This window comes from Brevundimonas sp. NPDC046655 (assembly GCF_044901625.1).
Taxonomy (GTDB): Bacteria; Pseudomonadota; Alphaproteobacteria; order Caulobacterales; family Caulobacteraceae; genus Brevundimonas.
The window spans coordinates 297091-310854 of the sequence record NZ_JBJDPV010000004.1 but is presented as its reverse complement, the minus strand read 5'-3'; the positions used below and the strand labels follow the sequence as shown (position 1 = coordinate 310854).

The 13764-nt window shown below is 68.1% G+C and carries 13 protein-coding genes; 3 read left to right on the top strand and 10 right to left on the bottom strand.

The window, feature by feature from the left end; all coding sequences use genetic code 11:
• The first annotated feature begins 23 nt into the window (after positions 1-23).
• The 3 genes from leuS to holA are packed head-to-tail and all read left to right on the top strand — an operon-like array spanning position 24 to position 4178.
• Positions 24-2606 (top strand): leucine--tRNA ligase, encoded by a 2583-nt coding sequence (gene leuS, locus ACI2KI_RS13180; RefSeq protein WP_404620727.1) that lies wholly within the window; start codon positions 24-26, stop codon positions 2604-2606.
• The gene (gene lptE, locus ACI2KI_RS13175; protein ID WP_404620726.1) at positions 2606-3088 is read left to right on the top strand and encodes an LPS assembly lipoprotein LptE; all 483 of its coding nucleotides are present in this window, start codon (positions 2606-2608) and stop codon (positions 3086-3088) included. The genes leuS and lptE overlap by 1 nt, the downstream gene beginning before the upstream one ends.
• A 37-nt stretch (positions 3089-3125) precedes the next feature.
• Positions 3126-4178, top strand: coding sequence for a DNA polymerase III subunit delta (gene holA, locus ACI2KI_RS13170; RefSeq protein WP_404620724.1), 1053 nt, complete (start codon positions 3126-3128; stop codon positions 4176-4178).
• A gap of 65 nt (positions 4179-4243) precedes the next feature.
• On the opposite strand, the gene ACI2KI_RS13165 is transcribed toward holA, so the two are convergent.
• The 10 genes from ACI2KI_RS13165 to hemH form a co-directional block, all read right to left on the bottom strand.
• A complete protein-coding gene (locus tag ACI2KI_RS13165) occupies positions 4244-4432 on the bottom strand; it encodes a hypothetical protein (protein ID WP_292084835.1) in 189 nt (62 codons plus the stop codon).
• Positions 4433-4468: 36 nt separating this feature from the next.
• Positions 4469-5353, bottom strand: coding sequence for a ParB/RepB/Spo0J family partition protein (locus ACI2KI_RS13160; RefSeq protein ID WP_404620722.1), 885 nt, complete (start codon positions 5351-5353; stop codon positions 4469-4471).
• Between the two features lie 39 nt (positions 5354-5392).
• Positions 5393-6214 (bottom strand): ParA family protein, encoded by an 822-nt coding sequence (locus tag ACI2KI_RS13155; protein ID WP_292084837.1) that lies wholly within the window; start codon positions 6212-6214, stop codon positions 5393-5395.
• Positions 6204-6827 carry a 16S rRNA (guanine(527)-N(7))-methyltransferase RsmG gene (gene rsmG, locus ACI2KI_RS13150; protein ID WP_404620719.1) on the bottom strand — a complete coding sequence of 208 codons (624 nt, stop codon included), beginning with the start codon at positions 6825-6827 and terminating at the stop codon, positions 6204-6206. The genes ACI2KI_RS13155 and rsmG overlap by 11 nt, the downstream gene beginning before the upstream one ends.
• Positions 6824-8719 (bottom strand): tRNA uridine-5-carboxymethylaminomethyl(34) synthesis enzyme MnmG, encoded by a 1896-nt coding sequence (gene mnmG / locus ACI2KI_RS13145; RefSeq protein ID WP_404620717.1) that lies wholly within the window; start codon positions 8717-8719, stop codon positions 6824-6826. Before mnmG ends, rsmG begins: the two co-directional genes overlap by 4 nt.
• 81 nt (positions 8720-8800) lie before the next feature.
• The gene (gene mnmE / locus ACI2KI_RS13140) at positions 8801-10135 is read right to left on the bottom strand and encodes a tRNA uridine-5-carboxymethylaminomethyl(34) synthesis GTPase MnmE (protein ID WP_404620715.1); all 1335 of its coding nucleotides are present in this window, start codon (positions 10133-10135) and stop codon (positions 8801-8803) included.
• A gap of 4 nt (positions 10136-10139) precedes the next feature.
• Positions 10140-10379: a DUF6489 family protein gene (locus ACI2KI_RS13135; RefSeq protein WP_105564219.1), complete on the bottom strand. Its 240-nt coding sequence runs from the start codon at positions 10377-10379 to the stop codon at positions 10140-10142.
• Between the two features lie 75 nt (positions 10380-10454).
• Positions 10455-11942, bottom strand: coding sequence for a transcription termination factor Rho (gene rho / locus ACI2KI_RS13130; protein ID WP_312065094.1), 1488 nt, complete (start codon positions 11940-11942; stop codon positions 10455-10457).
• A gap of 275 nt (positions 11943-12217) precedes the next feature.
• On the bottom strand, positions 12218-12685 hold the full coding sequence (locus ACI2KI_RS13125; protein WP_404620713.1) for a CopD family protein: 468 nt from the start codon (positions 12683-12685) through the stop codon (positions 12218-12220).
• A gap of 19 nt (positions 12686-12704) precedes the next feature.
• Positions 12705-13763, bottom strand: coding sequence for a ferrochelatase (hemH, locus tag ACI2KI_RS13120; RefSeq protein WP_404620711.1), 1059 nt, complete (start codon positions 13761-13763; stop codon positions 12705-12707).
• Position 13764 lies beyond the last annotated feature (1 nt).

Below are 13764 nucleotides of genomic sequence, written 5' to 3'. Positions count from 1 at the left end.
GAGGCGATACCTCAGGATACGCCGTGGCCACTCGTTACGAGCCCAAGACCGCCGAACCCCGCCAGCAGGCCCGCTGGGCGGCCGCTGACGCCTTCTCCGTGTCCAACGACGACACCGGCCGTCCGAAGTACTACGTGCTCGAGATGTTCCCCTATCCGTCGGGCAACATCCACATGGGCCACGCCCGCAATTATGTGATGGGCGACGTGGTGGCGCGTCACAAGCGGGCGCAGGGCTTCGACGTCCTGCATCCGATGGGCTGGGACGCCTTCGGGATGCCGGCCGAGAATGCGGCCATGGAGCGCGGCGTCCACCCCGGCGACTGGACCTGGTCCAACATCGCCGCCATGCGCGACCAGCTGAAGCTGCTGGGCCTGTCCCTGGACTGGAGCCGCGAGTTCGCCACCTGCGACCCGGCCTATTACGGCAAGCAGCAGGCCTGGTTCCAGGAGCTCTACAAACGCGGCCTGGTCTATCGCAAGGACGGGGTGGTCAACTGGGATCCCGTCGACAACACGGTCCTGGCCAACGAACAGGTCATCGACGGCCGCGGCTGGCGCTCGGGCGCGCTGGTCGAGAAGCGCAAGCTGAACCAATGGTTCCTGCGCATTACTCAGCATGCGGACGATCTGATCGACGGCCTGTCCGAACTGGAAGGCCGCTGGCCCGACAAGGTCCGCCTGATGCAGGAAAACTGGATCGGCCGGTCCAAGGGTCTGCAGATGAAGTGGGCCTTTGCGCCCGGCGCCGCGCCTGCCGGCCATGAGGCGGTCGAGGTCTACACCACGCGCCCCGACACCCTGTTCGGCGCCAGCTTCGTCGGCCTAGCCCCCGATCATCCGATCTCGAAACAGCTGGCCGAGGCTGATCCCGAGGTCGCCGCCTTCGTCGCCGAGTGCCGCAAGGGCGGCGCCTCGCAGGCCGAGATCGAACAGGCCGAAAAGATCGGCTGGGACACCGGCCTGAAGGTCCTCCACCCCTTCACCGGCGCCGAGATCCCGGTCTGGATCGCCAACTTCATCCTGTCGGAATACGGCACGGGCGCCGTCTTCGCCTGCCCGGCCCACGACCAGCGCGACCTCGACTTCGCCCGCAAGTACGACCTGCCGGTGATCCCGGTCGTTCGTCCCGAAGGCGCCGGCGACGACTTCGCCGTGGGCGACGAGGCCTACACCGGCCCCGGCTCCATCTTCCATTCGGACTTCCTGAACGGCCTGGACATCGAGACCGCCAAGGCCGAGGCCATCGCCCGCGTCGAGGCCGCAGGTCAGGGCGAGGCCAAGACCATCTATCGCCTGCGCGACTGGGGCGTCAGCCGCCAGCGCTACTGGGGTTGCCCCATCCCCATCATCCACTGCGAGACCTGCGGCCCGGTCGCGGTTCCGGCCGACCAACTGCCGGTCGAACTGCCCAAGGACGTGACCTTCGACGTGCCCGGCAACCCGCTGGACCGTCACCCGACCTGGAAGCACGTCGCCTGCCCCACCTGCGGCGGCGAAGCCCGTCGCGAGACCGACACCCTCGACACCTTCGTCGATTCCAGCTGGTACTTCGCCCGTTTCGCCGATCCCAAGGCCGACGCCCCGATCAACAAGGCCGCCGCGACCAAGTGGCTGCCGGTCGATCAGTATATCGGCGGCATCGAGCACGCGGTCCTGCACCTGCTCTACGCCCGTTTCATCACCCGCGCCCTGTCGGACGCGGGCCTGATGGACGTCAAGGAGCCCTTCGCCGGCCTGTTCACCCAGGGCATGGTGGTCCACGAGACCTACTACGAAGGCCATGAAGCCAGCGGCAAGCCGCGTTGGGTCGAGCCCTCGGACGTCCGCATCGAGACCGTGAACGGCCAGCGCGTGGCCACCCGCCTGTCCAACGGCGCCGCCCTGACCATCGGCGACATCGAGAAGATGTCCAAGTCCAAGAAGAACGTGGTCGCGCCCCAGGACATCATCGAGGCCTATGGCGTCGACGCCGGACGTCTGTTCGTCCTGTCCGACAGCCCGCCCGAGCGCGACGTGCAGTGGTCGGCCGGCGGCGTCGAGGGCGCCAGCCGCTTCGTCCAGCGCGTCTGGACCGAGTTCGACGGCTTTGACGCCGCAGCCCCCGCCAACGCCGATGTCGACTCCAGCCTGATCCGCGAGACGCACAAGGCCATCAAGGCCGTCAGCGAGGGCGTTGAAGGCTTCCGCTTCAACTCGGCCATCGCCAAGCTCTACGCCTTCCTGGCGACCATCCGTCAGCACGACAAGGCCGGAGCCGAGGCGAAGAAGACCGCGCTCAGCACGCTTGCCCGTCTGATCGCCCCGTTCACGCCTCACCTGGCCGAAGAAGCCTGGGCGCGCCTGGGCGAAGAGGGCATGGTTCTGGACGCCCCCTGGCCCGTGTTTGACGCGGCCCTGGCCGCCGACGACGAGGTCACCCTGCCCGTCCAGATCGGCGGCAAGCGCCGCGGCGAGGTCGTCCTGCCGCGCGGGTCGGACAATGCGACGGCCGAGGCCGCCGCTCTCGCCAATCCGACGGTTCAGGCCTACCTTGCCGCCAACAACCTCAGCGTCCGCAAGGTGATCGTGGTGCCCGACCGTATCGTCAATCTGGTGGCCGGCTGATGCGTCGCGCCCTCGCCCTGATCGCCGTCGCCGGCGCCGCCCTGCTGTCAGGCTGCGGCTTCACGCCCATGTATGGCGAGATGGGCGTGGGCGCGGGCCTGTCGCGCATCGCCGTGACCACGCCCGACAACCGCCTGGGCTACCGGCTGCGCGAGCAGCTGGAGGACGCCTTCGGCCGCGACGGCTCGGCCCAGCCCCTCTATCGTCTGACGACCGAGGTCCAGCAGGAACGTCGCCCCCTGGGCCGGCGCATCGACGACACCGCCAGCCGCTATGAGCTGACGGTCAAGGCCGACTGGACCCTGACCCCGGTCAGCGGCGGCGCCCCGATCAAAGGCTCGCAGACCACGACCACCACCTACGCGGCCGCCGACCAGCCCTACGCCGCCATCGCCGCCCAGCAGGACGGCGAGGACCGGGCCGCCGCCGATCTGGCGCGCCTGATCCGGCTGGACATGATGCGCGCCCTGGCAGGCCAGTGAGGCCTGTTCTGAAGGGCCTGGCCGAGGGAGTGGCCGCGTGATCCTGGCCAAGCGGCCCGAGGTCGACCGCTTCCTGAAGGCGCCGGACAGCCACATCCGCGCCGCCGTCATCCACGGCAAGGATCGCTCGGGCGTGTCCGAACGCGCCCTGACCCTGTGCAAGGCCATCACGCCCGACCTGAACGACCCGTTCAACGTCACCTTCCTGACCGAAGCCGACATCGACGGCGACGCGGTCAAGCTGGAAGAGGCCCTGACCGCCCTCTCCATGATCGGCGGACGCCGCCTGGTGCGCATCCGCCTGTCGGACGGCAAGGCCAGCGTCGACAAGGCCATCGCCGCCGCCCTGACGATCCACGCCGAGGGCGGCTATAATCCCGACGCCATGCTGGTCGTCGAGGCCGGGGCGCTGGGACGTGAATCCGCCCTGCGCAAGGCCGCCGAGAAGGCCGCCGGCGCCGTCGGCATCGCCTGCTACGAGGACGAGGTCGGCGACGTGGCCCGCATGACGCGCGAGGCCCTGGGCGCGGACAAGGTGGGCCTGACCGCCGACGCCCTGGAGCGCTTCGTCGCCCGCCTGCCGCGCGAACGCGGCCTGATGCGTCAGGAGATCGAACGGCTGGTCCTCTACATCGGCCCCGGTTCGGGCCGCACCATCGACACGCCCGAACTGGAAGAGCATCTGGGCGTCGAGCCCGACGCCTCCCTGTCCGACGCCGCGCTTCAGGCCTTCGGCGGCCGCCCCGCCCCGGCGCAATCCGGCCTGCGCCGCGCCCTGGCCGAGGGCGAAAGCGCCGTCATGGCCGTGCGCATGGCCGCCATCCATCTGGGCAAGCTGCGCCGCATCAACGTCCTTCTGGCCTCGGGCGCCGGTCCCAAGGAGGCCGCCAAGGCCGCCGGCGTCTTCTGGAAACAGGAGGCCGAGATCCTGCGCCAGGCCCGCAGCTGGCGCCTGGAACTGCTCGACGAGGTGCAGGACAGCGTCAACACCGCCGACGTCGCCACCAAGACCACGGGGATGCCCGAGGCCCTGATCGCGGAGCGCCTGCTGCTGGAAATCGCCGCCCGCGCACGGCGCATCGGGCTTTAATCAAACGCCTGTTTTCTTCTCCCCCAAGGGAAGAAGGGAGCCGTCACTAGGCTAGGCCTTCTAAATCAGCCCCGCTTCGACGCCTTGCGGAAGGCGGGCTTGTTCGCCGCCGCAGCCTGACGCTGCATCACCTTTTCCGCCCCGCGCGCCCCGCCCTTGGTTCCGGCCGGTCCCGCCTGGGTCCCGGCCTTCTTGGCCGCGAGGGCGCGTTTCAGGGCTTCGGTGGCGCTGGTCTTGTCGGTCGGTTCAGTCATGGCCGCACCCTAGCACGACCTGACCCAAAAGGCCCGTCAGCCTCGCATCAGGCGGCGGCACAGGTCGTCAAGTTGTTCGAGCGTGCCGTATTTGATGGTGATCTCGCCCTTGCCGCCCTTGTCGCTCAGCAGGACCTTCAAGCCCAGGGCGTCGGCCAGATCCTGCTCCAGGGCGGCGACGTCGGCGGCGCCCTCCCCGCTCAGGGCCGGCTTGACCTTCGACGGCTTGGGGCCCTCGGCGGAGCGGCGGGCCAGGGCCTCGGTCTGACGCACGTTCAGACCCTTGGCCAGGACCTGCTCAGCCAGGGCCTCGGGGTTGGGGGCGGTGATCAGGGCGCGGGCGTGACCGGCCGAAAGCCGGTTCTCCATCACATGGTCCAGCACACTGTCGGGCAGTTGCAGCAGGCGAATGGTGTTGGCCACATGGCTGCGGCTCTTGCCGACCACGCCGGCCAGGGCGTCCTGGGTGCGGCCGAAACGCGACATCAGCGAGCCGTAGGCCAGGGCCTCTTCGACCGGGTTCAGATCGGCGCGCTGGACGTTCTCGATGATGGCGACCTCCATCACCTCCACGTCGTCCATGGCCCGTTCGATGATCGGCACGGCCTTGAGGCGGGCCGCCTGGGCCGCGCGCCAGCGACGCTCGCCGGCGATGATCTGCCACATGCCGTCCTCGCCCGGCTGGGGGCGGACCAGGATGGGCTGCAGCACCCCCTTGTCACGGATCGAGGCGGTCAGTTCCTCCAGGTTCTCGGCGCTGAAATGCTTGCGCGGCTGGTCGGGATTGGGCTTGAGGCTCTCGATCGGCACGGCGCGCACGCCCGTCGGCTGAACGCCGCCGTCCACCGGCGCGCTCTCGGCGACGTTTTCTCCCAGAAGGGCCGACAGGCCGCGCCCCAGACCACGTTGACGTTCGGACAAGATGCTGATCCCGTTCTACTTAATCGATAAAGCCGCCGATCAGGCGGCGAGCGCCTGACGACGCTGGCGTTCACGGGCCACAAGTTCCCGCGCCAGCTTCAGATAGGCCTGGCTGCCGGTGCATTTCAGATCATAGATCAGCACCGGCTTGCCGAAGGACGGCGCCTCGGACACCCGCACGTTGCGGGGAATGACGCTGTCATAGACCTTGTCGCCGAAGTGGGCGCGCACATCGGCCGCCACCTGGCCCGACAGGGCGTTGCGGCGGTCGTACATGGTCAGGACCAGACCCTGGATCTCCAGCGCCGGATTGAGGCTCTGCTTGACCATGTCGATGGTCCGCATCAGCTGGGTCAGGCCCTCCAGGGCGAAGAACTCGCACTGCAGCGGCACCAGCACCGCGTCGGCGGCGGCCATGGCGTTCAGCGTCAGCAGGTTCAGCGACGGCGGGCAGTCGATCAGGACATAGTCATACCGGGAATGACCGTTTCCGCCCTGGGCCGCCAGGGCGTCGCGCAGGCGATAGGAACGGCGATCCGCCTGGCTCAGCTCGATCTCGACGCCCGACATGTCGGCGTCGGCGGGAACGATGAACAGGCCCGGAACCGAGGTCTCCACCGCCGACAGGTCGATGGGTCGGCCGTCGACGATGACGTCATAGATGGTCGCTCGGCGTGTTTCACGTGGAACACCCAAACCCGTCGAGGCATTGCCCTGGGGGTCCATGTCGACGATCAGCACCTTTTCGCCGATGGCGGCTAGGGCGGTGCCCAGGTTGATGGCGGTCGTGGTCTTGCCCACCCCGCCCTTCTGGTTCGAGACGGCCAGGACGCGGGTCTGTTTCTGGTGATCAACGGGCACGGCGCAGACTCCGGACAGAAACGATACGGCCGCGCGGGTCGCTGCGCGAGACGGAAAGGTCACTCTCAAAATGCCAGAGCTTGGCCGCCTCTTTCAACTCGACTTCCGCCTTCTCGCCCTTCAGAAACAGGCCTTGTGCACCGCGTTGGAAGTAGGGTTGTGCATAACCCAGCAATTTCTCCATCGCCGCCACGGCTCGGGCGGTGACAATCTCGACCTCGACCCTCTGCTCCTCGGCCCGGCCGTTGATCACCGTCGCCGGCAAGTCGAGGGCGTCGACAATAGTCTGCAGGAAGCGGCAACGCTTTCCCAGGCTGTCGATCAGCCAGACATGGGCGCCCGGTCGCCCCTTCAACAGGATGGCCAGGACCACGCCCGGGAAGCCGGCGCCGGCCCCCAGATCGGCCCAGGTCTTCGCCTCGGGCGCCAGGCTCAGCAACTGGGCGCTGTCCCAGGCGTGGCGGTTCCAGAAGTCGGGGATGGTGTCCGGACCGACGAGGTTCATCACTTCATTGGCCTCGGTCAGCATGCCGAGGAAGACGGTCAGATCGGCGATCTGGGTTTCACTGGCGCCAGTGTGGGCGCGGAAGGCGGCGACGGGATCCAGGCTCACGCGACAATGGTCTCGACTTCTGCGGCGAGCGACGTCGCCTTCTTCACATGGGCCAGCAGAGCCGTCAGGGCGCCCGGCGTCATGCCCTCGATGCGGCCCGCCTGCCCCAGGGTGCGCGGCTGAACCAGACTCAGCTTCTCGCGGACCTCGTTCGACAGGCCGCCGATAGCGGCGTAGTCGAGGCCCTCGGGCAAGGACAGGCCCTCCTCCCGGCGCAGGGCCTCGGCCTCGGACGCCTGGCGATCCAGATAGCCGGCATAGACGGCGTCAATCTCGACCTGTTCGCGCACGGCGGGCGACCAGTCGGCGATCTCGGGTCGCACGGCGACGAACTGATTCAGGGTCACATTCGGGAAGGACAGCAGGTCGCGGATCGAACGGCGCTGGCCGTCGGCGTTGACGGTGATGCCCAGGGCGCCCGCCTCCTTGGGCGTGAACCGGGTTTCACGTGAAACACGGTTCGCCCGGTCCAACTGCTCGGCCTTGTCCAGCCATACTTTCGCGCGATCTGCGCCGACGATCCCGGCCGCAATGCCGATCGGCGTCAGCCGCTGATCAGCGTTGTCGGCGCGAAGCGTCAGGCGGTACTCGGCCCGGCTGGTGAACATGCGATAGGGCTCGGTCACGCCGCGCGTCACCAGGTCGTCGATCATGACGCCGATATAGGCCTGGTCGCGGCCCAGGATGATGGGGTCCGACCCGGCGGCGGCGCGGGCGGCGTTGAGGCCCGCGATCAGGCCTTGCGCCCCCGCCTCCTCATAGCCGGTCGTCCCGTTGATCTGACCGGCGAGATAGAGACCGGGCCGTTTCTTGACCTCCAGCGCCGGGGTCAGTTCGCGCGGATCGACATAGTCGTATTCGATGGCGTAGCCAAAGCGGAAGACCTCGACGGCTTCCAGGCCGGGCATGGTCCGCAGGAAGGCCATCTGAGTGGCGTCGGACACCGAGGTCGAAATGCCGTTGGGATACACGGTCGGGTCGTCCAGACCCTCGGGCTCCAGGAAGACCTGGTGGCTGGTCTTGTCGGCGAAGCGGACCACCTTGTCCTCGATCGAGGGGCAGTAACGCGGGCCGCGCCCCGACAGCCTGCCGCCATAAACGGCGCTTTCGCCCAGATTTTCGGCGATGATGCGGTGGGTGTCTTCGGTCGTATGGGTGACGCCACAGGCGATCTGCGGCACCTCGATCTTGTCGGTCATGAAGCTGAAAGGCACGGGCTCGTCGTCCGCCGCCTGCATCTCCAGACGGTCCCAGGCGATGGTCCGGCCGTCCAGACGCGCGGGCGTGCCGGTCTTCAGGCGGCCCATCATCAGGCCCGAGCCATAGAGGTCGGCGGCCAGACCCGTCGAAGGCGCCTCGCCGAAACGACCGGCGGCGATGCGTTCCTCGCCACGATGGATGACGCCGTTGAGGAAGGTGCCGGTCGTCAGAACCACGGCCCCGGCGCGCAGCTCAATCCCCTCGCCCGTCGTCACGCCGACCACGCGGTCGCTGTTCAGGATCAGAGCCTCGGCCGTGCCCGCCATCAGGGTCAGGTTCGGCGTCTGAGCCAGTTCGGCCTGCATGGCCTCACGATACAGACGACGGTCGATCTGGCTGCGCGGGCCACGCACGGCGGCGCCCTTGGAGCGGTTCAGCAGGCGGAACTGGATGCCCGAGACGTCGGCCAGAAGGCCCATGACGCCGTCGAGGGCGTCAATCTCGCGCACCAGATGGCCCTTGCCCAGGCCGCCGATGGCTGGGTTGCAGCTCATCTCGCCGATGGTCTCCAGCTTCTGGGTCAACAACAGGGTGCGGGCGCCGGCGCGCGCGGAAGCGGCTGCGGCTTCACAGCCGGCATGACCGCCGCCGATGACAATGACGTCGAAGGTGTTGGAGGGGGAGGAAGTCATGGCCGAGGACATAGTCCATCCAGCCCGATATCGCCACAGCCCCGACACCGATGTTTCACGTGAAACACCGAAGTTCTGCGGCTACTTACCGATGCAGAAGGTCGAGAAGACCTCGCCCAGGATGTCCTCGACCCCGATGGCGCCGGTGACGCGGGCCAGAGCGTCCGCCGCCCGGCGCAGGTCGTCGCCCGCCATTTCCGGCGCCAGGTCGAGCGCGCGGCGCCCGGCCTCGACCGCCGCCAGGGCCTCGACCAGACGGCGCCGATGGCGCTCGCGCGTCACCGCCGGGAAGTCGGCGCCCGACAGGTCGCGAGCGAGCCGAGCGGCGATCCAGTCGTGTAGTTCGGACAGCCCCTGCCCGGTTGTGGTGCTGACGGTCAGGGCTTCGAGGCGGTCGTCGGGCGCGGCAGCGGCGAGGTCGGCCTTGTTGAGAATCTGCAGGTCGTCGGCCCGCGCAAACGCGGCGGCGGGATCATCCCCCTGCCCCCCATCCTGCCCCACGCCCGGCGCCCGAACCCAGAGCCTCAGGTCCGCTTCTTGCGCCCGCAGCCGCGCCCGGCGGATGCCCTCGGCCTCGACCAGGTCGTCGCTGTCGCGCAGACCGGCGGTGTCGGACAGGGTGACGGCGTAGCCGCCGATCATCAGTTCGGCGTCGAGGACGTCGCGGGTGGTGCCGGCGATGGGGGTGACGATCGCCGCCTCGCGCGCCGTCAGGGCGTTGAACAGCGACGACTTGCCGGCATTGGTCTCGCCGATCAGGACGATGCGATAGCCCTCGCGCACCCGCCGGCCGCGATCGGAATCGACCAGGGCGGCGCGCAGATCGGCGGCCAGCTGGTCCAGAACCGGGCCGGCGGTGCGCGCCAGATTGTCGGGCACCTCCTCGTCGGGGAAGTCGATCTCCGTCTCGACCAGGGACAGGGCCTTCAGCAGGTCGCGGCGGAAACCGGCGTAGGCGGCGCTGAGGGCGCCGTCCAGTTGGCCCAGGGCCTGTGACTTCTGGGCGGTCGTCTCCGCGTCGATCAGATCGGCCACGGCCTCGGCCTGGGCCAGGTCCATGCGGCCGTTCTGGAAGGCGCGACGGGTGAACTCGCCCGGTTCGGCGGGGCGAACGTCCAGGGCGATCAGGGCGCGACTGGCGGCCTCGATCACAGCCCGACCGCCGTGCAGATGCAGTTCGGCCGAGTCCTCGCCGGTGTAGGAATTGGGGCCGGGGAAGCGCAGGACCAGGGCCTGATCCACCATCTCGCCGTCGTGGCGAAGCGTCCGCAGCGACGCCAGACGCGGGGTCAGCCCCCCTGCCCCGAGCGCGGTCAGGGCCCCGTCCACGCCCGGCCCGGACAGGCGCAGGATGGCGATGGCGCCCCGCCCCGGCGGAGTGGCCAGGGCGAAGATGGTGTCGGTGTTGGAACTCAAGTCGTCAGCCCTTGGGCGCGCCCGTGACAGCGGCTTCCATCAGACGACGGAACTGGTCCTGGGCCTGAACCCCGAAACTGGTCCAAGTCTTCATCAGTTCGTCGGGCTGCATGGCCGCCATGTTGGCGTCCATCCGCTTCTGCATCTCGGCGACCAGATGGTCGTTGAGCGGCGTCACGTCCGGCAGACCGAGGAAGGCGCGGGCCTCGGCCGGGGTGCAGTCGATCTCGATGTTCAGCTTCATGACGCCCTCGCGTGTTTCACGTGAAACATGCCCTCAAGCAGCCGCCCGCCGTGCGGGCGGCGGTAAGGCCGGAATTTAAGTGTTCATGGACTGGAAGAAGTCGCCGTTGTTCTTGGACTGGCGCAGCTTGTCGAGCAGGAACTCGATCGCGTCCTGCGGGCCCATGGGGTTGAGGATGCGGCGCAGGACATAGGTCTTGGCCAGCTGATCCTTCGGCGTGATGAGGTCTTCCTTGCGGGTGCCGGACTTGAGCACGTCGATGGCCGGGAAGATGCGCTTATCCGCCACCTTGCGGTCCAGGACGATTTCCGAGTTGCCCGTGCCCTTGAACTCTTCGAAGATGACTTCGTCCATGCGGCTGCCGGTGTCGATCAGGGCCGTGGCGATGATGGTCAGCGAGCCGCCCTGCTCCACGTTGCGCGCGGCGCCGAAGAAGCGCTTGGGCCGTTGCAGGGCGTTGGCGTCGACGCCGCCGGTCAGGACCTTGCCCGACGACGGGACGGTGGCGTTGTAGGCGCGGCCCAGGCGGGTGATGGAGTCCAGCAGGATGACGACATCCTTCTTGTGCTCGACCAGACGCTTGGCCTTCTCAATGACCATTTCGGCCACGGCGACGTGGCGGGTGGCCGGCTCGTCGAAGGTCGAGGCGACGACCTCGCCCTTCACCGTGCGCTGCATGTCGGTGACTTCTTCGGGCCGTTCGTCGATCAGCAGGACGATCAGGAAGACCTCCGGATGGTTCTTCTCGATCGACTTGGCGATGTTCTGCAGCATGACCGTCTTGCCGACGCGCGGCGGGGCGACGATCAGGCAACGCTGGCCCTTGCCGAGCGGGGCGACGATGTCGATGACCCGGCCCGAACGGTCCTTCAGCGTCGGGTCCTGGATTTCCATGTGCAGGCGCTCTTCGGGATAGAGCGGCGTCAGGTTGTCGAACAGGACCTTGGTCTTAACCATCTCCGGATCTTCGAAGTTGATCGTATCGACCTTGAGCAGGGCGAAGTAGCGCTCGCCCTCACGCGGGCCGCGCACGGCGCCGTGGACCGTATCGCCCGAGCGCAGACCGAAGCGGCGGATCTGCGACGGCGAGACATAGACGTCGTCCGGACCCGGCAGGTAGTTGGCGTCGGGGCTGCGCAGGAAGCCGAAGCCGTCCGGCAGGATCTCCAGCACGCCTGAGGCGATGATCTCGACCTCTTCGTCGGCCAGGGTCTTCAGGATGGCGAACAACAGGTCCTGCTTGCGCAGGTTGCCGGCGTTCTCGATGTCCAGGCCCTCGGCGAAGGCGACCAGGTCTTCCGGCGTCTTCTCATTCAGTTCCTGCAGGGTGATGCGGCCGTTGGGGACAATCGGCTCGCCGTCCTCGTCCTCGTCGTCGGCCGTGGTGTCGACGCCGGTGTCGTCGTTGACGATTTCCGCGACCGCTTCGATCTCGACTTCGGGTTCCGGCGCGGGCTCTGCAGCGGCCTTCGAGCCGCCCAGGGTCAGCGTCTTGCGCGGACGTTCCGCAACAGTTTCAACGACTTCCGGAGCCTGGTCGTTGTTTTCGGGCGTGTCGGTCATGGCGTGCTCGCTCACGCGCTCGGACGCGAGAGGCGTCGAGGGCGGTTCGTCTGTCGATGTCGCGGCCTTGCGGCCAGAGGGAGGGCGACGGGGTCCCGCAGGAACAAACCGGCAGGCGTCGCAAGAAGAGAGGGACCGCCCTGCGGATCGCAATGGGATCACGCCGAACGGTTCACCATGAGCGGAACCACGAAAGGGCCGACCGCGTCAAGCACAGCCCTTTCAAAAGAACTCGCGCTCAAACAGCAAGCGACCGCGTCGCGAACGCTAGCGCTCTAAAACGTCCACTCCAAGGTCACGGACAGAACCATGATGATGGCCAGAACAAAGGGAATCTCGTTGGTCATGCGCCAGAAACGACCCGAATATTTCGAGGTCCCGGCGGCGATCTTCTTCCTCTGACCGGCGAGGAAGCCGTGCCAGGCCGCCAGCAGGACGACCCCCGTCAGCTTGGTCACCATCCAGGGCTGGTGGGCAAAGGACCAGTCCGCGCCCTCCCCGCTGCGCAGCCACAAGAGCCAGCCGCCGAAGATGAAGGCCAGGATCATGGCCGGGTTGATGATGATGCGCAGCAGGCGCGTCTGCCAGGTGCGCAGCAAGGCCTGCATCTCGCCCCGCAGCGGCTCGGGCCTGGCGTTCTGCTCGGCGTCATAGGCGAACAGGCGCGGCAGGAAGAGCATCCCGGCCATCCAGGCGATCACCGCCAGGATGTGAAGCCCGCGCGCGAGGTTGTAATAGTCCATGAGGCTCCCCCTCGACCGGTCAGGCCGCCTTTGAACAACCGCCTGGGCAGGCTTTCAAGTGGGCGCATGGTCCACCCCTGGACGCGCCCTGCGGCGCTGTGCCCGAGGTTTCCAGCGCCGCCTCGACGGCCTGGGCCAGGGCGGCGATGAAGGCGGGCTCCACCCCCACGGCGGGCGCGCGCAGATAGGGGGCGCAACCGACCTGTTCGGCCAGTTCGGCGTACTCGTGATCCAGTTCGACCAGGGTCTCGATATGCTCAGACACGAAGGCGATGGGCACGACCACGGCCCCGACCGCGTCCCGGCCCGCCTGTTCGACCGCCTCTGGCGTCGACGGCCCCAGCCATTTCAGCGGCCCGACCCGGCTCTGATAGCAGATGGCCCAGTCGGTCAGACCCATGCGGGCGACGACGGCGGCCACGGTGGCCTCGACCTGGGCCTGATAGGGATCGCCGGCCGCGACCAGCTTTTCCGGGATGCCGTGGGCCGAGAACAGCACGCGGACCGGCCGGCCTTGGGCCTTGTCCATGGTCTCGCGGATCAGGCGGACCTGGGCCTCGATCAGGCCCTCGGCGTCGGGATAGCAGCAGACGGCGTGGACCTCGCCCGGCCCCTTGTAGGCCTCGCGCCAGGCCTTCAGCGACGAGGCCGTCGTGGTGGTCGAGAACTGCGGATAGAGGGGCAGCAGGACGACATGGTCGGGCTGGAACTCCGCCACCGCCTTGGCTGTATCCTCCGTGAAGGGGTGCCAGTAACGCATGGCGATGAAGACCTCGGTCTCGTCGCCCGGCGCCGCGTCGGTCAGGGCCTCAGACAGGGCCGCCGCCTGTTTCAGCGTCTCGGGCAGCAGAGGCGAGCCGCCGCCCATCCGGGCGTAGTTGGCCTGGGCCGACTTCTCGCGTCGCGACGAGATCAGCCGGGCCAGAGGCGTGCGGACGACGCCCGGCAAACCGATGATGGCCGGGTCGTTGAACAGGTTGAACAGGAAGGGTTTGACCGCGTCAGGCCCGTCCGGACCGCCGAGATTGGTCAGGACGACGGCCACGCGCCGGTTCGGACGACGGGTCTCGGCGGTCATG

What these genes read in the sequence shown, in the direction of transcription:
- lptE (WP_404620726.1), top strand. Translation starts at nt 2,606, where the DNA reads ATGCGTCGCGCCCTCGCCCTGATCGCCGTCGCCGGCGCCGCCCTGCTG.
- ACI2KI_RS13165 (WP_292084835.1), bottom strand. Translation starts at nt 4,432, where the DNA reads ATGACTGAACCGACCGACAAGACCAGCGCCACCGAAGCCCTGAAACGC.
- mnmG (WP_404620717.1), bottom strand. Translation starts at nt 8,719, where the DNA reads ATGACTTCCTCCCCCTCCAACACCTTCGACGTCATTGTCATCGGCGGC.
- ACI2KI_RS13135 (WP_105564219.1), bottom strand. Translation starts at nt 10,379, where the DNA reads ATGAAGCTGAACATCGAGATCGACTGCACCCCGGCCGAGGCCCGCGCC.
- rho (WP_312065094.1), bottom strand. Translation starts at nt 11,942, where the DNA reads ATGACCGACACGCCCGAAAACAACGACCAGGCTCCGGAAGTCGTTGAA.
- ACI2KI_RS13125 (WP_404620713.1), bottom strand. Translation starts at nt 12,685, where the DNA reads ATGGACTATTACAACCTCGCGCGCGGGCTTCACATCCTGGCGGTGATC.
- hemH (WP_404620711.1), bottom strand. Translation starts at nt 13,763, where the DNA reads ATGACCGCCGAGACCCGTCGTCCGAACCGGCGCGTGGCCGTCGTCCTG.